15 protein-coding genes and 1 rRNA gene are annotated in these 20,698 nt (G+C 69.9%); 9 read left to right on the top strand and 7 right to left on the bottom strand.

The features are described 5' to 3' along the window. The 5 genes from BLR49_RS12150 to gatC all read right to left on the bottom strand — a co-directional run. A 16S ribosomal RNA gene (locus BLR49_RS12150) occupies positions 1 to 228 on the bottom strand; the annotation flags it as partial. Between the two features lie 621 nt (positions 229 to 849). After that, positions 850 to 2,235 (bottom strand): NAD-dependent malic enzyme, encoded by a 1,386-nt coding sequence (locus tag BLR49_RS12145; protein WP_092537980.1) that lies wholly within the window; start codon positions 2,233 to 2,235, stop codon positions 850 to 852. Positions 2,236 to 2,437: 202 nt separating this feature from the next. Further along, positions 2,438 to 3,934: an Asp-tRNA(Asn)/Glu-tRNA(Gln) amidotransferase subunit GatB gene (gene gatB, locus BLR49_RS12140; RefSeq protein WP_092537978.1), complete on the bottom strand. Its 1,497-nt coding sequence runs from the start codon at positions 3,932 to 3,934 to the stop codon at positions 2,438 to 2,440. A gap of 1 nt (position 3,935) precedes the next feature. Continuing rightward, positions 3,936 to 5,501, bottom strand: coding sequence for an Asp-tRNA(Asn)/Glu-tRNA(Gln) amidotransferase subunit GatA (gatA, locus tag BLR49_RS12135; protein ID WP_092537976.1), 1,566 nt, complete (start codon positions 5,499 to 5,501; stop codon positions 3,936 to 3,938). Next, entirely contained in the window at positions 5,498 to 5,803 is a 306-nt protein-coding gene (gatC, locus tag BLR49_RS12130) for an Asp-tRNA(Asn)/Glu-tRNA(Gln) amidotransferase subunit GatC (protein ID WP_092537974.1), read from the bottom strand. Before gatC ends, gatA begins: the two co-directional genes overlap by 4 nt. Before the next feature lie 370 nt (positions 5,804 to 6,173). On the opposite strand from gatC, the gene BLR49_RS12125 reads away from it, so the two are divergent. Continuing rightward, entirely contained in the window at positions 6,174 to 8,084 is a 1,911-nt protein-coding gene (locus BLR49_RS12125) for a L,D-transpeptidase (protein WP_092537972.1), read from the top strand. 87 nt (positions 8,085 to 8,171) lie between these two features. Here BLR49_RS12125 and ligA read toward each other — a convergent pair whose 3' ends face one another. Next, complete coding sequence (gene ligA, locus BLR49_RS12120; protein ID WP_092537970.1) at positions 8,172 to 10,595, bottom strand: NAD-dependent DNA ligase LigA; 2,424 nt, start codon at positions 10,593 to 10,595, stop codon at positions 8,172 to 8,174. 177 nt (positions 10,596 to 10,772) lie between these two features. Here ligA and BLR49_RS13170 point away from each other — a divergent pair, with 177 nt between their 5' ends. Both BLR49_RS13170 and BLR49_RS12110 read left to right on the top strand, forming a co-directional pair. Continuing rightward, positions 10,773 to 14,108, top strand: a complete 3,336-nt coding sequence (locus BLR49_RS13170) for an FtsK/SpoIIIE domain-containing protein (protein ID WP_143013771.1) — start codon at positions 10,773 to 10,775, stop codon at positions 14,106 to 14,108. A 269-nt stretch (positions 14,109 to 14,377) separates the two neighbouring features. Next, entirely contained in the window at positions 14,378 to 14,626 is a 249-nt protein-coding gene (locus tag BLR49_RS12110; RefSeq protein WP_008729815.1) for a WhiB family transcriptional regulator, read from the top strand. 170 nt (positions 14,627 to 14,796) lie between these two features. Here the strand turns inward: BLR49_RS12110 and BLR49_RS12105 are convergent, their stop codons facing one another. After that, complete coding sequence (locus BLR49_RS12105) at positions 14,797 to 16,257, bottom strand: sensor histidine kinase (RefSeq protein ID WP_092537968.1); 1,461 nt, start codon at positions 16,255 to 16,257, stop codon at positions 14,797 to 14,799. A 132-nt stretch (positions 16,258 to 16,389) separates the two neighbouring features. On the opposite strand from BLR49_RS12105, the gene BLR49_RS12100 reads away from it, so the two are divergent. The 6 genes from BLR49_RS12100 to BLR49_RS12075 all read left to right on the top strand — a co-directional run bounded on the left by BLR49_RS12100 (position 16,390) and on the right by BLR49_RS12075 (position 20,685). Continuing rightward, positions 16,390 to 16,890 (top strand): DUF2505 domain-containing protein, encoded by a 501-nt coding sequence (locus BLR49_RS12100; RefSeq protein WP_092537966.1) that lies wholly within the window; start codon positions 16,390 to 16,392, stop codon positions 16,888 to 16,890. A gap of 102 nt (positions 16,891 to 16,992) precedes the next feature. Further along, positions 16,993 to 17,439, top strand: coding sequence for an OsmC family protein (locus BLR49_RS12095; RefSeq protein WP_092537964.1), 447 nt, complete (start codon positions 16,993 to 16,995; stop codon positions 17,437 to 17,439). Between the two features lie 39 nt (positions 17,440 to 17,478). Next, entirely contained in the window at positions 17,479 to 18,189 is a 711-nt protein-coding gene (locus BLR49_RS12090) for a hypothetical protein (protein ID WP_245690705.1), read from the top strand. After that, on the top strand, positions 18,186 to 19,061 hold the full coding sequence (locus BLR49_RS12085) for a thymidylate synthase (protein ID WP_092537960.1): 876 nt from the start codon (positions 18,186 to 18,188) through the stop codon (positions 19,059 to 19,061). Before BLR49_RS12090 ends, BLR49_RS12085 begins: the two co-directional genes overlap by 4 nt. Before the next feature lie 11 nt (positions 19,062 to 19,072). After that, positions 19,073 to 19,675, top strand: coding sequence for a dihydrofolate reductase (locus BLR49_RS12080; RefSeq protein ID WP_092537990.1), 603 nt, complete (start codon positions 19,073 to 19,075; stop codon positions 19,673 to 19,675). Positions 19,676 to 19,677: 2 nt separating this feature from the next. Continuing rightward, positions 19,678 to 20,685: a LacI family DNA-binding transcriptional regulator gene (locus BLR49_RS12075; RefSeq protein ID WP_092537958.1), complete on the top strand. Its 1,008-nt coding sequence runs from the start codon at positions 19,678 to 19,680 to the stop codon at positions 20,683 to 20,685. Positions 20,686 to 20,698 lie beyond the last annotated feature (13 nt).

Below are 20,698 nucleotides of genomic sequence, written 5' to 3'. Positions count from 1 at the left end.
AAATGCTGAACCTATACCAACCCACCCATGCAGGCAGGCCAGACCACCCCGTATTAGCCGCCCTTTCAAGCAGTTATCCAGGAGAAGAGGGCAGGTTACTCACGTGTTACTCACCCGTTCGCCACTAACCAACCCACCAGCAAAAACCAGCAGGAAAGCCCGTTCGACTTGCATGTGTTAAGCACGCCGCCAGCGTTCGTCCTGAGCCAGGATCAAACTCTCCAAACAAAACAAAAACCAAACAAAGAAACCAACAAAAAACACCAACCAAAACAAACAAACACGACACACTATCGAGATCCCAAACAACACACCCAGTCGATGTTCCGGGCGGTCTTCCGATCCGCCGTTCACTCCGACGAGCAGCGTCCGCTATCCTATGAGAAGTTCCGACTGGCGTCAAGCTCCGGGAACATGTCCCCGGTCACAGCCGGGCTCTCGCGGATGCGGGCCATGTCGGCACCTCCCGTTCGGGTCTGTGTCCGACGCAGCGGGCTGTACTTTATCCCCGCAGTACGTGCACACGTCAAACCGAAACGGTATGAGGCCGGCCACGTCGGGCTGGAGCCTCCCCTCGGTGCGTCGGCCGCCTCGATCATCACCGGCGCCGCGGCCGTCGTCCCGCACGCACTGCGGGCCTTACGGCGGTCCTTGGAACCTGTGCTGCAAGCTCCATTCCAGCCGCTAGACGTCCGGAGGCTGTTGGAGGACCCACCCGAGTCGGTGGGCTCCAACAGCCTCCAGGAACCGCCATGAGCATGGCTGGCCCGATTGCGACGGCCGGCCCCGTTCCCAGGTGCCGCCACTTGGTTCAGGGCAAGCCGTGCGCCGCCGACGGGAGTCGGCCTATCAAACAGTCGCGAACTTGCGCACGGCCTTCGCCACTGCGGCCGCAACCCGCTTGTCGAACGCACCGGGGATGATGTACACGGGGCTCAGTTCCTCCTCGGCGATGACGTCGGCGATCCCCGTAGCCGCCGCGCGCAACAGCTCCACGGAGATCTCGGTGATGCCGGTGTCCAGCAGACCGCGGAACAGCCCCGGAAATGCCAGCACATTGTTGATCTGGTTGGGGAAGTCGCTACGACCAGTGGCCACCACGGCCGCGTAATCGGCCGCGCCTACAGGATCCACCTCGGGCGTCGGGTTGGCCATCGCGAAGACGATGGCGCCCTCGTTCATCACCGCCAGGTCCTTCGGCTCGAGCAGATTCCCGCTGGAAACCCCGATGAAGACGTCGGCGCCCTTGAGTCCCTCCTTGAGGGTCCCGGACACGTGCCGCGGGTTGGTGTTCTCCGCCAACCACTTGCGGTGCTCGTTCATGCCCTCGGTGTGCTCGCTGTTGAGCGCTCCAGAACGGCCATAGCCGACAATGTCGGTAGCTCCGTGCGCCATGAGCAGCTTGGCGATGGCGGAACCCGCCGCGCCGACGCCCGACAGCACGATGCGAACATCCTCGATCCGCTTGCCCACGACCTTGAGTGCATTGATCAGCGCCGCCAGGGTGACAATCGCCGTGCCATGCTGATCGTCGTGGAAGACGGGGATGTCGAGCTCCTCCCGCAGACGCGCCTCGATGTCGAAGCACTTGGGAGCGGCGATGTCCTCGAGGTTGATTCCGCCGTAGGCGGGGGCGATCGCCTTGACGATCTTGATGATCTCCTCGGGATCCTTGGTATCCAGCGCCACCGGCCAGGCGTCAACGTCGCCGAACTGCTTGAACAGCACCGCCTTGCCCTCCATCACGGGCATGGCGGCCTCGGGACCGATGTCGCCCAGTCCGAGTACGGCGGTGCCGTCGGTGACAACGGCGACCGTGTTCTTCTTGATCGTCAGCTGACGAGCACGCTCGGGGTGGTCATAGATGGCCTTGCACACACGCGCCACGCCGGGGGTGTACACCCGCGCCAGGTCGCGTCGATTGTGGATGGGGGTGCGGGGCGTAATCTCAACTTTTCCGCCCACATGAGCCAGGAACGTGGAGTCGCCAACGTTGTGGACGATGACGCCGTCAAGCTTCTTGAGCGCCTCGACCAACTCGCCGCGGTGCTTGGAGTCGCGCGTGTCGGCAGTCAGGTCGACGATCAGGGTGTCACCGTCGGTGTCGGCGACGTCGACGCCGTTTACGATGGCTCCGGTCGCGGAAGCCGTGTCGACGAGGGTGGTAACGGCCTTCTGCGAGGCGGGCACCTCGAGGTGGAGCGCAACGGTGTAGCTGGGACTCGGCTGTGCCATGGGGCTTGTTCCTCCGTTGTGGGCATATGGGCAGGCCGACGCCGGTCGCCGGTCTTTGAAACTGAATATGCTGCCCCGAGCCTATCCCCATATGACGGCAGACGGATCCGGCTGTCTCACCGTTGTGAACGGTGAGACAGCCGGATGCCAGCCAGATCGCCCTGGGCGGCCGGAGCACGCACCCCGGGTGAGAATGCGGTACTCAGGCGCCCACGCGCTCCAGAACCAGCTCACGTACCCGGCGGGCGTCCGCCTGGCCCCTGGTGGCCTTCATGACCGCACCGACGATGGCGCCGACCGCCTTGACCTTGCCACCGCGGATCTTTTCGGCGACGTCGGGATTAGCGGCCAGGGCCTCGTCGACGGCGGACAGCAGCGCGCCGTCGTCCGAGACCACCTCTAGCCCGCGCGCCTCCACCACGGTTTCGGGATCGCCCTCGCCCGCCAGCACGCCCTCCAGCACCTGCCGGGCGAGCTTGTCGGTCAGGCGGCCGGAGTCGACCAGGTTCTGCAACTGAGCCACTTGCACCGGGGTGATGGGCAGGTCCTCCAGGGCCACCTCCCGCTCCTTGGCGGCACGGGACAGCTCCCCCATCCACCATTTCCGGGCGGCCTGCCCCGTGGTCCCGGCCAGTGCCGTGGCCTCGATGAGCTCAAGCGCACCCGCGTTGACGACGTCACGCATCTCGTCGTCGGCAAGACTCCACTCCGCCTTGAGCCGACGCCGTTTGGCCGCCGGCATCTCGGGCAGGCTCGCCCGGATCTCCTCAACCCATTCCCGGCTCGGGGCAACCGGAACCAGATCGGGCTCGGGGAAGTAGCGGTAGTCGTCCGCATCGGACTTGATGCGTCCGGCGCGGGTGGTGCCGTCGGCCTGGCCGTGCCGGGTCTCCTGCTGCACCGTACCGCCGGCGGCAAGAATCGCCGCCTGCCGACTGATCTCGTAGCGCACCACGGCGTCGATCCCGCGGAAGGTATTGACGTTCTTGGTCTCGGTGCGCGTGCCCATGGGCGCGTCGGGCCCCTTACGCAGGGAGACGTTGACATCGGCGCGCACATTGCCACGCTCCATACGCGCCTCGGACACGCCCAGCGCCCGGAAGATGTCCCGCAGGGTCCGCACGTAGGTGGCGGCCACCTCGGGGGCCCTGGCACCCGCGCCCTCGATGGGGCGCGTCACAATCTCCACCAGGGGCACGCCGGCGCGGTTGTAGTCGACCAGGGAGTAGTCGGCCCCCTCGATCCGCCCGTCCGTCCCACCGACGTGGATGTTCTTGCCGGCATCCTCCTCCATGTGAGCACGCTCGATCGGCACGGTGAAGACCACGCCGTCCTCAAGCTCCACCGGCAGGGCGCCGTCATAGGCGATCGGCTCGTCCGACTGGGAGGTCTGGAAGTCCTTGCACAAGTCCGGGTAGAAGTAGTTCTTCCGGGCGAAGCGGCAGGACTCGGCGATCTGGCAGCCCAGAGCCAGCCCGATCCGAATGGCGTACTCCACGCACTTGCCGTTGACGACCGGCAGGGAGCCCGGAAGACCGACGCTGGTCGGGGTGACCATGGTGTTGGGCTGCGCCCCGAAGACATTGGGAGCGGCGTCGAACATCTTGGTGGCCGTGCCCAGCTCCACGTGCACCTCCAGCCCGATGACCGGGTCGTAGCGCCGCACGGCCTCGTCGTAGTCCATCAGTTCATCGCTCATGTCACTTCACCTCCAGCTCGGGGGCCTGGGCGAGCAGGTGCCCACCCCACTTCTTCTCCAACAGTTGCTCCAGCACCGCACCGACCCGGTACAAACGGTCATCGGCGCGCTGGGGCGCCAGAATCTGGAAGCCAACGGGCAGCCCGTCGTCGCTCAGCCCCGAGGGCAGGCTCATGGCCGGCACGCCGGCGAGGTTGGCGGGAATGGTGGTCACGTCGAGCTTGTACATGGCCAGCGGGTCGTCCTTCTCGCCGAACCGGTAGGCGGTGACCGGCGCCGTCGGGGACACCAGCACGTCCGCCTGTTGCCAGGCGGCGGCGAAGTCCCGCTGTACCAGGGTGCGCACCTTCTGGGCGGAGCCGTAGTAGGCATCGTAGTAGCCGGCGGACAGCACATGCGTGCCCAGGATGATGCGGCGCTTGACCTCGTCGCCGAAGCCGGCACCGCGCGTGGCGGACATGACGGTCTCGGCCGTCACCGGCCCCTCGGCGGGTTCAACCCGCAGCCCGTAGCGCATGCCGTCGTAGCGGGCCAGGTTGGACGAGGCCTCGGCGGGCATGATCAGGTAGTAGGCGTCCAGCGCATACTCCAGGTGCGGCAGGGAGACGGTCTCCACCGCGGCGCCCGCGTCCTCCAGCAGCGCCAGCGCCGCATGGAAGGAGTCGACGACGTCGGCGTGGTAGCCCTCGCCGCCGTCAAGCTCGGCAATCACCCCGACACGCAATCCCGTCAGCTCCGCCCCGGCTTGCGCGGCGCGCACCACTCCCGCCATGCCGCGCGGCGCATCCGGCAACGAGGTGGAGTCGAGCGGGTCATAGGATGCGATCACGTCGTGCAGCAGCGCGGTGTCCAGCACCGTGCGGGCCATGGGGCCGGGGGTGTCCAGCGACGAGGCCATGGCAATAACGCCGAAGCGGGAGACCGTGCCGTAGGTGGGCTTGACACCGACCGTGCCGGTCACAGCCGCCGGCTGGCGAATGGACCCGCCGGTGTCCGTGCCGACCGCGACCGGCGCCTCGAAGGCGCCCACGGCGGCAGCCGAGCCGCCCGAGGAGCCGCCGGGAATACGCCCGAGGTCCCAGGGATTGGCGGTGCGCCCGAAGGCCGAGTGCTCGGTGGAGCCGCCCATGGCGAACTCGTCCAGGTTGGTCTTGCCCAGAATCGGCAGGTGCGCGTCGCGCAGGTTCTTCACCAGGGTGGCGTCATAGGGAGGCACCCATCCTTCCAGAATCCTGGAGGCGGCGGTGGTGACCTGGCCGCGGGTGACGATCAGGTCCTTGACCGCCGTCGGCACACCGGTCAGTTCGGGCAGTGGCTCGCCGGCGGCGGCAGCCTCCCGGCGGGCGGCATCGGCCGCATCGGCGTCGGCCAGGGCCTTGTCGGCATCGACATCGAGGAATGCCCCCACGGCGCCGTCGACGGCCGCAATACGATCCAGGTGGGCGCGGGTCAGCTCGCGGGAGGAGACCTCTCCCGCCGCCAGGGCCGCGGCCTGCTGCGCCGCCGTCGCCCTCACCAGGGAGTCGGCCGAGCCGGTTGCAGTTTCGGAGTGCGTGGAGTTGTTCACGAGGCGGAGTCCTCTCCAAGGATGCGGGGCACGAGGAACGCGGAGTCCTCTGCGGCGGGAGCGCCGGCGAGTAGTTCTTCGACGTCGAGCGTCGGACCGGGCTGGTCCTCCCGCATCACGTTGGTAAGCGGAACTGGATGCGAGGTGGCGGGCAAGTCGGGGGTGACCACGCTCGTGACCCGGGCGAAGGCGGAGGCGACCGCGTCCAGCTCACCGGCCAGGCGCGTTACCTCCTCCTCGCTCAGGGCCACACGCGCGAGCGCCGCGACGCGGATGACCTCATCCTTGGAAATGGCAGACATGGATCCGAGTCTATCCACTTGCCGAACCACCGCCGAGCCGGCATGGGATCCGGCCGCGATGTCGGCTCGGGCCCTCGGCGTGCCGAGGGTCGCCCGCCCCGGCGAGCCACCGGTGCCCCCGGGTTTCCACACAACCATCGCATCCCCGCCACAATGACGTTACAAATAGGCGCCGAATACGGTGAGGGGACCAGCCGTTGGCGGCATGGCTTCAACGCTCATGCGGGAAGTCACAGGCACATCGTGTCGGACAACATTGACATTCCCAACGAGGGCCGGTGTCATTGACGGCGAAGGTTCCGCGGTTGGAGCGGATACCCAGAACCGGGCTGCCCGCCACCGCTCCGGGCCGCCAACGAATAAGGATCCTATGCACAGCGACAAGCTCCCAACCGGGCAGTCCCCGGAGGAGATGGACGAGTCGTCGACATCTGCCGACGTACCCGCCGACACCGATGCTGCCTCGGACACGGTCCTGAAGAGTCCGTATGGCGAGACCACGGCCATTGCACGAACCTCTATCCTGGCGGCCGCACGCTCCGCACCGACCGCGGGCACGCCCGACGCCGCCGCCGCGCCGGGAGCGCAGACCGCCGAACTTGATCCGGTCCCGGGATCCGCCGCATCTGCGCCCGACGAGTCAAGTTCGGACGGCGACCGCCCCATCGCGGAGGTGGCGGGAGCCGAGGCGGTCGGAACCACGGTCTCGACCGCCGACACGCCGGCGGAACCACAAGACGCCTCCCTCGCCGACTACCCCGATCCCGCGGCCGAGACCGAGAGCGCGCCGGCCCCGGCGGCATCCGTGGCCTCCTCGCCTGCTACCGCCTCCCCGGATGTTGCCGCATCCGCCCAGCGCCCCCGGCGCCGGGGCCGCTGGGCGCTGTCGGCCGTGGCCGCGGTGGCGGTGCTGCTCGGCGTCGGCGGATACGCCTACGCCGAGCACTACGCCGACGTCGCGGTCCCGGGAACCACGGTGGCCGGCACCGACGTGTCCGGTATGAGTCGGGAAGAGATCGTCGACGTGATCGAAGCCAGGGAGCAGGCCGCCACCGTGACTGTAACCGGCGACGCCGAGGCGACCGCCACCCTGACCGAGCTGGGGACGACGGTGGACGCCGAGGCGACCGCCGACGCCGCCATGCGCCGCGGCGCCGGGGTCGTCGACCGCTTCAAGGCGCTGCTGAACCGGGCCGACATCGGTGTAGTCACCACCACCGACGACACCGTGCTTGAGGCCTACGCCGATGGTCTGGTCCCCGACGACCAGTCCAAGGCCCAGAACGCCTCCATAACACTCAATGCCGAAGCCACCGCCTTCGAGGTCACCGCCTCAAGCGAGGGCCTCAGTATCGACACGACCGACTTGGCCAACGCCGCAGCCGAGGCCGCCACCTCGCTCACCTCGACGTCGGTGGATGTCTCCTACGAGAACACCCTCCCCGCGGTGTCGGACGACGACGCCCAGGCAGTGGCAGACACCGCCAACGAGTGGATCGCGCAGGACGTCGTCCTCGCCACCGCCGACGGCACCGAGTCCTACACCGCCGATGCCGCCACCAAGGCCTCCTGGATCTCTGTCACCGAGAACCTCGATGCGGCCCCCACGCTGTCGATTGACAGTGACAAGGTGGCGCAGTGGGTCGACGCTCAGGCGACCGAGGCGAACGTCACTCCGGTGATCGGGCAACGGAACGTCAACTCCGCCGGCGAGGTCGTCGCTACCAGCGTCGAGGCAGTCGCCGGGCAGACGGTCAACAATGCCGAGGCGATCACCAAGGCGATCGCCGAATCGCTCTCCAGCGGCGAGGCCTACAGCGGCAGCTTCGAGATGACCACGAGCGAGGAGCAGTGGGAGGAGCGCGAGATCGCCGACGGCGCCGAGAACCTCGTGTATCAGGCGGCCGAGGGTGAGAAGTGGGTGGACATCAACCTGTCGAGCAAGACCGTGACCGCCTACGAGGGGGCCACCGTGGTGCGTGGGCCGGTCTACGTCGTCGACGGCGCCCCCGCCACCCCCACCGTCACCGGAACCTTTCACGTCTACCTGAAGTACGAGACCCAGACCATGCGCGGCCAGAACGCCGACGGCACCGACTACGAGACCGAGAACGTGCCGTGGATCTCCTACTTCTATCAGGGCTACGCCCTGCACGGCGCCCCGTGGCGGTCCAGTTGGGGCTTCTCCGGCTCACACGGCTGCCTTAACATGCCGGTGGGCGAGGCCAAGTGGTTCTACGACTGGTCCGAGATCGGCACCACAGTCGTCAGTCACTACTGAGCACGGCGGCCTCGGCCGCTTCATGTGCGTATGCGCGGACCGTCCGGCCCGCCCGTCGGTTCCGACCGCGGGCGGGCCGGACGGTTTTCAGGAACCGCCATCCACGGCTGCGGGGCCACCCGCAAGCAGCGCCTCGAAGCCGGCCTCATCCAGCAGCTTCAGCCCCAGTTCCCGGGCCTTGGTCTCCTTCGAACCGGCGTTGTCTCCGACGACGACGTAGCTCGTCCGCTTCGAGACGCTCCCGGAGGCCTTACCGCCCCGCGCCACAATGGCCTCCTTGGCGCCGTCCCGGGTGAAGTGCTGCAGCGTGCCGGTGACGACCACGGTCAGGCCGGCCAGTGTCTGCGGAGCGGCCTCGCCCGCATCGCTTTCGTCCGCCATGCGTACCCCGGCTGCCGCCCACCGGGCGAGTATCTGCTCGTGCCAGTCGGCCTCCAACCAGTCCTTCCAGGCGGCGGCGATGGTCGGGCCGACGCCGTCCACCTGCGCCAGCTCCTCCAGGCTCGCCGCCCGCAGCGCATCCATGGAGCCGAAGCGGGCGGCCAGTGCGCGGGCCGCCGTCGGCCCCACATGCCGCACCGACAGGGCTACCAGTACCCGCCACAGGGGTTGGTGCTTGGCCGACTCCAGTTGCGTGAGCATGGCGACGGCGTTCTTGCCGGGAGTGGTTGGCCGCCTGACCTCGCCGTCCTTGGTGTAGGTCTGCTTGGACCAGAAGAAACGCAGCAGCCTCCAGTCCCCGGTGGGCAGGCCGCGGCGCATGACGGGCCGGTAGACGAACACCTCACGCAGATCATCCGCCGTCAGTTCGAACAGGCCGGCCTCGCCCGTCAGCACCGGCCGCTGTGCGGGCAAGCCCGCTTCAGCGAGTAGGGCCTCGGCGGCTCCGACTCGTTCGGAGGGATGCAGCGCATCCAGTTCTCCGGCGGGCAGACGCAGCCGTCCGTGCTCGGTCTCGAGTGCGTGGCCGGCGGCGAGCGCGGCGAGTGCCTCAACCCGCCCGGCATCGGGTTGGGTCAGGGCGGAGGCGGCCTCATCGCCCAGGCCCTCAACGTCCAGGGCGCCGCGGGAACCGATGTGCGCAATGCGCTCGGTCAGCTGGGCGGGGCAGGACCGGGTGTTGGGGCAGCGCAGGTCGACGTCGCCCTCCTTGGCCGGGGCCAGTGCCGTCCCACAGGAGGGGCAGCGCTGCGGCATCACGAAGTCGCGCTCGGAGCCGTCGCGCCGCTCGAGGACGGGACCAACGATCTCCGGGATGACGTCGCCGGCCTTGCGCAGCACCACCATGTCGCCGATCTTGACCGCCTTGCGGGCGACCTCGGTGGCGTTGTGAAGCGTGGCCCGTGAGACGCGGGAGCCGGCGACGACCACCGGCTCCATGATCCCGAAGGGGGTGACGCGGCCGGTGCGGCCGACCTGGACGCTGATGTCGAGCAGACGGGTGTGGACCTCTTCAGGCGGGTACTTGTACGCGGTGGCCCATCGGGGCACGCGGGAGGTATACCCCAGCTCGTCCTGCAGCGGGCGGGAATCGAGCTTGAACACGATGCCGTCGATCTCGTGCAGCAGGTCATGACGGTGGTCGGCGTAGCGGCCGATGTAGGCCTCGCGCTGGGCGCGGCCGCGCACCACCTCGTTGTAGGGGGAGACGGGCAGTCCCCAGGCGGCCAGCAGCTCGTACCAGGCGTGCTGGGCGCTGGGCAGCCGCTCCCCGGGCGCCGGCGTAATGGCACCGATGCCGTGAGCGATCATGGCCAGCGGACGGGCGGCGGTGACCGCCGGGTTCTTCTGCCGCAGGGAACCGGCAGCGGCATTGCGCGGATTGGCGAATACCTGCAGGCGGGGACGGCCCTCCGCCTCGCGCTGGAGGTTCTCCGTGCGGCGGCGCTCGTTGAACTCGTGGAATGCCGCCACCGGGAAGTACACCTCGCCGCGCACCTCCAGCAATGCCGGGTGTGAGTCACCCGCCAGCACGAGGGGGACGGAGGCGATCGTACGGACGTTGCCGGTGACGTCCTCCCCCACCACGCCATCCCCCCGGGTAGCGGCGCGAGTCAGCACTCCGTGCTCATAGGTGAGGGCGACCGCCAGTCCGTCGATCTTGACCTCGGCGGTCATGGGCAGCTCGGCGTCGGGCAGGCCGGTCTCCGCCGTCATGCGCTGCGCCCACTGCTCCACCTCTTCCAGGCTGAACACGTCCTGCAGGGAGTACATGCGCTCATGGTGTGGCGCCGTCGCGAAGTCCGTGGCCGGACGGCCACCCACCGATCGGGTGGGTGAGGAGGGCAGCCGCAGCGCGGGATAGGTGTCCTCCAGGGACTCCAGCTCGCGGTACAGGGCGTCGTACTCGGCGTCGGACCAGGGGCTTTGGGCGTCCACGGCGTCGTAGTAGGCGTCGCGGGCGCGCTCAATGTCCCTGACGAGTTCGGTCCAGCGTACGCGAACGGCAGCAGGCACATCCGTCAGATCGGCCGTGGATGCGGCTGGAGTCGTGGGGCGGGCTTCACTCATGGACTCATCTTCCCCCAACTCCCCCTTCCCGCCGGAACCGGCGGGCGGTTGGAGCGGGCCGTCAGCCCCCGTCCGTGCAAACCGGCCCGTATCCACAGGTGCGGTCGGCGACAGGTCGGGCGCAGCCTCTCCCCAGGCGCGCCGCGCGCTGTTGGCGGCGAGGAGCAGGCTCGGCCCATGCACAGTGACTCGCTCATCCCGCCCACACCGGCACGGCCGCGTAGGCCCGGCCGCACCAGCGCGGCGCCGGTCACTACCGATGAGGCGGCTCTGGCCGCGGCGGCCGCGCACGCAGCACTGTCCTCCGCCTGGCACCTGGCCATCCTAAGCGGCCGCGACGAGGGACTCGTGGTTCCCCTCCCCGAGCGGGGCACCGTGGGCCGCGACGGCGTGCTCACCGATCAGGCCGTCTCCAGGTCGCATCTGCGGGTGAGGCAGACCCATCACTGCGTGCTGCTGTCCGACGCCGGATCCGCCAATGGTGCACGGGTGCGCGGTCGGTGGAGGTGGCATGAACTGGGGCCGCGCCCACTCAGGTGCCGGGCGGGAACCCGGCTGCGTATGGGCGAGACGCTGGTGGAGCTGCGCCGCCGCCCCACCGATCTCCACCCGCCGCAGCCGCCCACGCCGGCCCAGAGCCGGTGGATGCTAGTCGGTTCGCTGCTGGCCGTCGTCCTGATGGCGACGCTGGCGGTGGTTACGGCACGTACCGGAAACCGCGGTGCACTGGGGGCGCTGGCAGCGGCCCCCATGGGCGTGATGCTGATGCTGCGGGTCATGCCCATGCTCGGGCGACGGCGGGGCGGCACGAGGGCGGGTACTGCCGGCTGGCGGGGACGGCGGGCGCGGACCCCCGACCCCGCGGGCATGCTGCTGGCCGTGGCCGTACGGCACGCGGGGGAACCCGGCCGGACGCATGGCCGGGGCCACGCCGACGAGGCGGAGGAGATCCGCGCCTGGACCGGGCGACGGCGACGACGCACGCTGCTCCGGGTGGCTGCGGGCGACCGGGTCGCCTTGACCGGGCCGACGGCGGTCGCAGCCGTGCGGTGGTGGGGCGCGCAAGTACTCGCGCGTGGATTCGGACTGGTACGGGCCGATGAGGCCGCGGTGCATGTCTCCTGGGGAGCGGAGCAGCGGCGCAGCGAGGTCACGGTGACCGCCGCCGACGCCGGAGCACCGGCCCGGACGGCCCGCGCGGTCAGTGTGCTGCCGGTGCGCGGTCGGACACCGGCCCTCGGCCACCGCTGGTGGACCGCCCTGCTCGCCGCCGCGGGACTGCCGCCGCCGGAGGCCGGAGCCGGGCCCGGCACTGCGCCCGGTCCGCCGAGTACGGTGCGTCTGGAGGATGTGTGCGCGGACCTGGATCGGGAACTCCTGCGCCGCCGCTGGCAGGAGGCGATACCGACGCGACTGCCCGCGGTGCTGGGCGTCGGCGCCGACGGGCCGGTGTCGGTGGATCTGGTCCGCGACGGGCCCCACGCCCTGTTGGCCGGCACGACCGGGTCGGGGAAGTCTGAGCTGCTGATCGCCTGGCTGCTGCAGCTGACGGCGGCCTGTCCACCGACGGCGCTGAGCCTGATCCTCGTGGACTACAAGGGCGGTGCCGCCCTGGGCCCGCTGGCCGAGCTGCCGCACACGGCCGGTGTACTGACCGACCTGGATCCGGCGAGCACGCACCGGGCCCTGGCCTCTCTCGAGGCCGAGGTGCGGCGTCGTGAGCGTCTGCTCGCCGAGCACGGCGCCAAGGACGTCTCCTGCCTGCACCCGGCCGATGCCCCCGCACGGCTGGTGCTGGTGGTCGATGAGTTCGCCACCCTGGCCTCCGAGCATCCCGATGTTCTCGACGCGCTCGTGCGGGTGGCCGCCCAGGGCCGCAGCCTGGGCATTCACCTCATCCTGGCGACCCAGCGCCCCGGCGGAGCCGTCTCGCCCACGATCCGCGCCAACACGAACCTACGGGTATGTCTGCGGGTATTGGATCCGGCGGACTCCCGCGATGTCCTGGGACACGATGGGGCTGCGCGCATAGAACCGCATCCGGGCCGAGTGCTCGTTTCCGCCGGGCCGGATGCGCGGGCGCAGGTGCTGCAGGCGCCCTGGTGCGGTACCGAGCGTCACCTGGAGGCCCTGATCGGCGAGGTCGCCGCCGCCGTCGGGCCGACCTCGCCGTGGCGTCCCTGGGCGCCGCCGCTGCCCGCACGGGTGCATCGTCGGCAGGCGCGAGTGCTGGCGGGCGCGCAAGAGGCGGTGACCGCCCCCGTACCGGAGGGTGCGCCGGAGCGCCACCGACCGGATCCGGCCGGAGCCGGATGCACCCTGCTGCTGACGGACCTGCCGGAGCAGCAGCGCCTGGGCACCTGGGAGTGGCTCCCCTCCGACCCGCTGCTGATCATGGGCGCTCCGGGATGCGGGCGGTCGACGACCGTGTACTCGGCGGCGGTCGGTGCACTTGTCAGCGGAGTGACCGTGCACGTGTGCGCCCAGCGCCGCACCCTGCCCGCACGGCTCGCCGGAGTCGCCGGAGTGGGCACGGTTGTGGGCGGTGACGATCCGCGGCGACTGGCGCGGCTGTGGTCGCTGGCAGCCGCCGGCTCCCTGCGCGGCGACCTGCTCGCCATCGACGACGTCGACGTGATGCTGGCGGCCGTAGACGAGGCTCTCGGCCCCGGTGAGGGACAGGCACTGCTCGAGTCGCTGGTCCGCGCGGCAGCGTCAACTGGAACCGGGGTGCTGCTCGCCGCACCGTTCACGGTGGCCAACGCCCGCTGGACCGCTCCGCTGCGGCGTCGGCTGATCCTTGGCGCCACCCAACCCGCCCAGGCCTCATTGGCGGGGCTGCCGCGCGGCGTCGTCACCGGCCGCGGGCCGGGGCGCGGGGTCCTGCTGGACGGCGCAGAGGCGACCGCCTGCCAGGTGGTGCTGCCCGAGCCGCATGAGTGCGGCGCGGCCGGCCCGGGCTTGCGACGTCTGGAGGAGATTCCCCGCCGGGCCCAGCCCGCACCGGGTGTGTGGGCGGTGGGCGGAGACCGGGCCGCCCCGGTGCCGCTGCCGGACGGGCCTGTGCTCGTCCTCGGACCACCGGGGTCGGGCCGCAGTAACGCGGTGGCGGCCCTGGCTCGCTGCAGCCGGACCCCGCACGACGGCGACGGTACGTCCGCCCCGGTCGTCGTCGACGACCTCGACCTGAGCGACTCCGCGACACAGGCACGGGTCGAGGCGGCGCTCGGCCAGGGGCGGCGCGTAATCGCCTCGGCGACCACGGAGCGCGCCGCCGGCACCTATCGCGGGCCGCTCGCGGTGATGCGCGAGCGGGGCGCCGTCCTGGTGCTGTGGCCGGGGCTGGGCCCTGCGGCGCAGGCCGCGGGCCGCCAGCTGCGCGGCAGCATCGACCCTCGTGGCCTCACCGCGCCGGGCCGGGGGGTGCTCGTGTGGCGGGGCTCCCTGACACCGCTGCAGGTGGTCGCAGAGACGGGGACGTGCACGGATGATCACCAACCGACTTCCGGATGAGCACAGATTGCCAGCCGGATCGGCGGACTGATAGCCTGATCGGCAACGAGCCGAGGTATAGCTCCCGTAACCGTTGCAGAAACAACGCAGTTTATTGTGACCATCACGACAGGCCGTCGGCATAGCTCTCACCTATGAGGTCTTGCCCCGGCCCGTTCGGCGTGTGAAAGTTGTGGCAGGACGCGGTGGTCCAACGCCCGCCTCGGCGCACTCGGGACGGCACGTAACGCGCACCGCAGCAGCATTTCACGTCCCCGAAGGGAGCCCCTATGGACTGGCGGAGCCAGGCAGCTTGTCTCACAGTCGACCCGGAACTCTTCTTCCCCGTCGGCAACACCGGCCCCGCGATCGCGCAGATCGCCGAGGCCAAAGAGGTGTGCGCCCGCTGCGAGGTGGTGGACACCTGCCTCAAGTGGGCCCTCGAGAACGGCCAGGACGCCGGCGTCTGGGGAGGCATGAGCGAGGACGAGCGGCGCTCGCTCAAGCGGCGCGCCGCCCGCGCCCGCCGTTCCTCCTGACGCGTGTCTCCACCCACCGGCTGAACGGAAGCGGAGCCCCCGCACCCGGCATCAGGCGGTCGCTTCGAGACGAGTCAAGGCAACTGCAAAGGGGGCGGCGGGCCGAGGACCAGCGGTTCTCGGCCCGCCGCCCCCTGTCTGCGCGCCTCCCTACCGCCGCCGGTTATGCCTCAGGATTCGCCCAGCTGTGCGCGGAGCACCACATCCGTGCCGTGCCCGCCGGGAGCCGGCTGCCAGTCGATCGAGCCGCAGAGCTCCCCGCGCACGAGCGTGCTGACGATCCGCGTCCCCAGGCCGGTCATCTCCGTGCCCGGAACCAGGCCCGCCCCGTCGTCTATGACATGGACGGTCAGTCGGCCGCCGTCGCGCTGCGCCCGCACCGTCACGGTGCCATCGCGGTCCTCCAGGCCGTGTTCGACCGCATTTGTCACCAGCTCCGCCAAGACCGTCGCGAGCGCCTGTGCCGAGTCCGCGTCTACCACCCCGAACTCGCCCTCCAGCCGCGTGGACACCTGGCCCGTGGGGGTGGCGACAGCGGCGGCGGAGCGCAGCACCGAGGAGAAGACCTCGTCGAAGTCGACCTTCTCATCCACGTTCTGGCTGAGTGCCGCGTGCACCGTGGCGATGGTTCCCACCCGCCGCTCCGCCTCAGTCAGTGCGGCACGCGTCTCCTCATTGGTCGCGCGGCGCGCCTGCATGCGCAGCAGGGCGGAGACCGTCTGCAGGTTGTTCTTGACGCGGTGGTGGATCTCGCGGATGGTCGCGTCCTTGTTCATCAGCACCTGCTCCCGCCGCCGAATCTCGGAGACGTCGCGCACCAGGAGCAGGGCTCCGGCTCGAGCACCGTCCTTGCGCAGCGGTATCGAGCGCAGGGACAGGAAGACGCCGCCGACCTCCACCTCGGTCAGCCAGGCCTGACGGCCCATCAGCACCACGGCCATGGTCTCATCCACAGGGGTGCGTTCGGGAATGATGCTGGTGACGGCCTCCGCCAGCTGGCAGCCCTCAATGTCGCCGGCCACACCGAGCCGGTGAAAGCACGACTGGGCGTTGGGCGAGGCGTAGGTGACGACGCCGTCGTCGTCCAGGCTGACGACGCCGTCGCCCACCCGGGGCGTGCCGTGGCGCATCCCGGTGGCGGCGCCGTTGATCGGGAAGGCTCCCTGCGCGATCATCAGGCACAGGGCGTCGGCCAGCTCCTCGAGGGGCTTGTCGACGATGCGCCCGCCCCGCAGCACGCCTACAGCGGTCTCGCGGGTGATAACGGCAATCGCCTGGGAGTCGTGAATAACCGGTACGTACTCCTCACGCACGGCGGAGGAGCCGGTCCACTCCGGCGCCGCCGCCACCACTATCTGCCCGCTCATCAGCGCCTCGAGTGCCATGGCCTCGCGGGCGGCGGGCATGCGCCTGCCGATCACGTCCTCCAGATGGACGGTGGCGCCTGTAGCCGGACGCGAGTGCGCGGCGGCGACGAAGCGACCGGAGTCGGTATGCACCCACAAGACCAGGTCGGACACCGACAGGTCCGCTACCACCTGCCAGTCCGCCATGAGCTGATGCAACCAGTCGAGGTCGGCGGGGGGCAGGCTGACAACACCGCGGACCGAGGAGGGCAGAAGACTCGACACGCCCCGATGCTACCGGGGAGCAAGACCCGGTCCGGCCCACCGAGCCCCGGCGGGGCGCACGCGCCCGCGTGTCAGCACGACAATTCGCACAGGGAGCCCGAGTGACGGCCGAAACGTGGCAGGATCATGGGCATGAAGAAGCGCGTCACGATCACTTATCCCGCCTCCCCGGCACGCGTCGCCGCCATGCTCGCCGATCCCGCCTACCAGCGCAGTCGCTTCGAACGGCTCAGCCTCGAAGACGCCTCCATCGACGTCGCCGTACGCGGCCGGGGCTTCGTGGCGACCGTCTCCGGCTCGGTGCCGCCCTCACGCCTGCCCGCGGCCGCAGCGCGCTTCGTCCGCTCCGCCGTTTCCTTCGGCCTGACGGAGTCCTGGGGCGAGCCCGCCGCAGACGGTGCCCGTGTCGGCAGCCTGGATGCCACCGCCAAGGGCGCCCCCGTCAAGGCCGGGGCCACCATGTCCATGCGGCCCGGCGCCGACGGCGACTCCACGCAGGTCACCATCGACCTGGAGCTGTCGGTCTCGGTGCCGCTGGTGGGACGCAGCGTTGAGGAGAAGGTACTGGCGCAGACCGGCCGGGTCGTGGCCGATGAAGAACGCCGGGGGGCTGCCTGGCTCGCAACCGCATAAGGCGCGCGGGCGTCGGCCGCCCGGCGGCCGACGGCGAGTATTCCCATTCCGCCCAACGCGCATGCCTTGTTGGCCCCGCCCCCGGCGTGACACGATCGCGTCATGAACGATCTCAGCGATGTCATCACCCCCACCGAGGCCAACTCGGTGTGGGCCGAACGCACCGGCACCCGCCAGTACCTGGCTCATAACGCCCGCGGCGCCGAGGTGCGCGTGGGCGTGGGCGAGGGCGAGTTCACCCCCGGTGAGCTCATCAAGATCGCCCTGGGAACCTGCAACACCCTGTCCGCGGACCACCGGCTGGCCAAGGCACTGGGAGAGGACTTCGACGCCAACGTCGTCGTCGCCACGCTGAAGCACGATGAGGAGGAGCGCTACAGCGACTTCGACGTGCAGATCATCGCGGACTTCGCCGTTCTAAGCCCTGAGCAGCGACAGATGCTGGAGGAGCGTGTTGAACGGGCCATCGAGCGCGGCTGCACGGTCGGCCACACCATTGAGCACGGCGCCGGGGTGCGGCTGCACCTGTTGGACGACCCCGACGCATAAATGACCGCGGCCACTCACTCATCCGGACCGGGGGCCCTCATGCGCGCCCTCGATCGAGCCCTGGACATTCCGGCGGCGCGTATTGAACAGCGGGTGGCGCGCATGCGCCGCAAGTATCCCTGGGCGACTACGCCCGAGCTGTGCGCTATTGCCGGCTCCCGCCTGCGCCGCGACGCCGGGCTGTCCTCGGGCGCCGTGGGCGCCTGCGCCGCCCTGCCCGCCCTCGGCACCGGACTGGCCTTCACACTCACCGTCGGACAGAGCGCTGCGTTCCTCACCTCCGCCGTCACCTATGTGCTGACGGTGGCGGAGTTGCAGCAGGTGCACCTGGTGGACGTCGACCGGCGGCGCACGCTGGTGCTGTCCGCGCTACTGGGGCGCGAGGGGAGCGAGATCGTCAGCGGCTCCCTGGGACTCTCGACTCTGTTCTGGGCCGCCCAGTCGCTGGCCGGCCTGCCGCTGCCGACCGTCAAGTCCATAAACGCCCGTCTCGCTCGGCAAATGGCAAAGCGCACCGCGGCCAAGAGCGGTGCGCTGGCGATCGGACGCCTAGTCCCCTTCGTGATAGGGGCGGCGCTGGGCTGGTCCGGCGGACGCAGCCTGGCCTCCCAGGTGATCGAGGGCACACAGGCCGCGCTCGGCCCCGCCGTCGACGCAGGCGAGGCGGAAGCCGCTCAAGCCAATCAAGCCGATAAGGTGTCCACGGCGCGACCGGTAGGCGCGTGGGATGAGACGGAGGCGCACTCATGAGCGAAGACGGCAACACCAGCGACGAGTACCCGCACCTGTCCAGGCTGGGACTGGTGCCGCCGGCCGGGGTCGATGTTGCCTATGAGGAACTGCTGGCCGAGGTGCTGCTCGACGGCGCCGTCAAGACAGACCGTACCGGCACCGGCACCCGTTCCGTCTTCGCCCGCCAGCTGCGCTACGACCTGACCGTCGGCTTTCCTCGCATCACCACGAAGTTCGTGGCCATGAAGGCGGTCAAGGGAGAGCTGCTGTGGTTCCTGCGCGGCGACATGAACGCCCGCTGGCTGCAGGAGCGCGGCATCAGCATCTGGGACGAGTGGGCCGATGCCGAGGGCGAGCTCGGCCCCATCTACGGCGCCCAGTGGCGCAGTTGGCCCGCCCGCGACGGCGGCACGATCGACCAGATCGCCGGGCTGATCGACACACTGCGCCGCGACCCCGATTCCCGCCGTATGCTCGTATCCGCCTGGAACGTGGGAGAGCTGGACCGTATGGCCCTGGCCCCCTGCCACGCCTTCTTCCAGTGCTATGTGGCCGATGGGCACCTGTCACTGCAGGTCTACCAGCGGTCGGCGGACCTGTTCCTGGGGGTGCCCTTCAATATCGCCTCCTACGCGCTGCTGACCCACATGCTGGCCCAGCAGGCGGATCTGGAGGTCGGGGAGCTGGTGTGGACCGGCGGTGACTGCCATGTCTACAACAACCACGTGTCCCAGGTCCGCCAGCAGCTCTCGCGGGTACCGGCGGCCTACCCATTCCCGCGGCTGCGGCTGGAGCGGGCGGAGTCGATCGACGCCTACGCCATGGAAGACATTGACGCCTCCGCGGGCTACCAGCACCATCCGACTATCAAGGCGCCGGTGGCGGTATGAGCGGCGGCGCGATGGCACAGGCTGGTGCCCGCCCGCGGGTGGGCGCCATCTGGGCGCAGGACCGGGACGGCGTCATCGGTGCCGACGGCCGCATGCTGTGGCGGGTTCCTGCGGACTTCCGCCATTTTCGGGCAGCCACCCTGGGCTGCGCCGTCGTCATGGGACGAACCACCTGGGAGTCCATCGGGGGCGCACTGGACGGGCGCGCGAGCATTGTGCTGACGCGTCGGGCAGATTGGGAAGCGGACGGAGCAATAGTGGTCCGCGACCTGCGCGCCGGCCTCGCCGCCGCAGCGGCCGCCGTCGACGCTCTCGGTCAGGATCCTCGCGAGGGCGGCTACCGCGCCCTGCCGCGGGTTTGGATGATCGGCGGCGGCAGCGTGTACACGCAGGCGCTCGAGGCGGGGCTTGTGGACGAGCTGCTGGTGTCGGTGATCGATCTGGATGCCGGCGCACGCGCGACTGAGGCGGGCACGGAGCCCCGGCTGCTCGTGCGCGCACCGAGGTTTGATCCGTCTGAGTGGCAGCCGAACGGTCCGTGCGCGGACCCGCCCGGCCAGTGGCGCCCCGTGTCCGGGGACGCGGCTTGGCGCGTGGACCACTATAGGAGCTGAGCATGTCCAAGCGCCCGAGCGGCAGGGTGACACTGGTGGACATCGCCAAAGAGGCGAATTGCTCGGTCTCCCTGGTTTCCATCGTGATGCGCGGCGCGCCGGGCGCGTCGGAGCAGACTCGGGCGCGAGTCAAGGCGGTAGCCGACCGACTCGGCTATCGTCCCGACCAGCGGGCCCGCAGTCTGCGTCGCGCGCGGTCCGGACTCATCGGCGTCACCTTCAATGTTCTTCAGCCCTTCCATGCGGACCTCGTTGAGGGACTGTATGAGGCCGTTACGGACACCGACTACGAGCTGGTACTAGGCGCGGTCGTCGCCCAGACCGATGACATCGCCGCCGCCGAGCCCCTACTACGGGACCGCTGCGAGGCCCTGATCATGCTCGGCCCTACGGTCCCGCCAGCCCGGCTCGCCGCGCTGGCCGCGGAGGTTCCGGTGGTCATGGTGGCGCGTCCCTCCCGAATACAGGGCGTAGACGTCGTGCGTGTGGACGATCGGGGTGGACTGCGGCTCGTCGTCGAGCACCTGACGAGCCTGGGACACGAGCGCATTGTGCTCGTAGACGGCGGCAAGGCTCCCGGCGTCGAGGAACGTATCGCCGGCTACCGGGAGGCGATGACCGCCGCCGGGTTGGAAGAACACATCCGGGTGATAGGCGGCGGGCTAGATGAGGAGGATGGACGGCGCGCCGCCGTCGAGATACTCGAGTTGGACGAGCGCCCAACCGCCATCGCCGCTTTCAACGACCGCTGTGCCTCCGGCGTCGTCAACCACCTGCTCACGCGCGGAATTGACGTGCCTGGAGACATCAGCGTCGTCGGCTTCGACGACTCCCGCCAGGCCACGCGCTGCATTGTCCCGCTGACAACCGTCGCTCAGGACACGGTGCTAATGGCCCGCACGGCGCTGGAACGCGCCATCGGACGTGCCACCAACCGCTACCTGCCCACCGAGCAGGTCCTCGTGCCCAGGCTCGTCGTGCGCAACTCCACCAGCGCGCCGCACAGGTGAGGCAGAGGACTGC

This window comes from Actinomyces ruminicola, assembly GCF_900103885.1.
Lineage (GTDB): Bacteria > Actinomycetota > Actinomycetes > Actinomycetales > Actinomycetaceae > Actinomyces > Actinomyces ruminicola.
This window is presented reverse-complemented; position numbering and strand designations above follow the sequence as displayed.

Coding starts and splice junctions, on each gene's coding strand:
- BLR49_RS12145 (WP_092537980.1), bottom strand. CDS start 2,235: ATGGCACAGCCGAGTCCCAGCTACACCGTTGCGCTCCACCTCGAGGTG.
- gatB (WP_092537978.1), bottom strand. CDS start 3,934: ATGAGCGATGAACTGATGGACTACGACGAGGCCGTGCGGCGCTACGAC.
- gatC (WP_092537974.1), bottom strand. CDS start 5,803: ATGTCTGCCATTTCCAAGGATGAGGTCATCCGCGTCGCGGCGCTCGCG.
- BLR49_RS12125 (WP_092537972.1), top strand. CDS start 6,174: ATGCACAGCGACAAGCTCCCAACCGGGCAGTCCCCGGAGGAGATGGAC.
- ligA (WP_092537970.1), bottom strand. CDS start 10,595: ATGAGTGAAGCCCGCCCCACGACTCCAGCCGCATCCACGGCCGATCTG.
- BLR49_RS13170 (WP_143013771.1), top strand. CDS start 10,773: ATGCACAGTGACTCGCTCATCCCGCCCACACCGGCACGGCCGCGTAGG.
- BLR49_RS12110 (WP_008729815.1), top strand. CDS start 14,378: ATGGACTGGCGGAGCCAGGCAGCTTGTCTCACAGTCGACCCGGAACTC.
- BLR49_RS12100 (WP_092537966.1), top strand. CDS start 16,390: ATGAAGAAGCGCGTCACGATCACTTATCCCGCCTCCCCGGCACGCGTC.
- BLR49_RS12095 (WP_092537964.1), top strand. CDS start 16,993: ATGAACGATCTCAGCGATGTCATCACCCCCACCGAGGCCAACTCGGTG.
- BLR49_RS12090 (WP_245690705.1), top strand. CDS start 17,479: ATGCGCGCCCTCGATCGAGCCCTGGACATTCCGGCGGCGCGTATTGAA.
- BLR49_RS12085 (WP_092537960.1), top strand. CDS start 18,186: ATGAGCGAAGACGGCAACACCAGCGACGAGTACCCGCACCTGTCCAGG.
- BLR49_RS12080 (WP_092537990.1), top strand. CDS start 19,073: ATGGCACAGGCTGGTGCCCGCCCGCGGGTGGGCGCCATCTGGGCGCAG.
- BLR49_RS12075 (WP_092537958.1), top strand. CDS start 19,678: ATGTCCAAGCGCCCGAGCGGCAGGGTGACACTGGTGGACATCGCCAAA.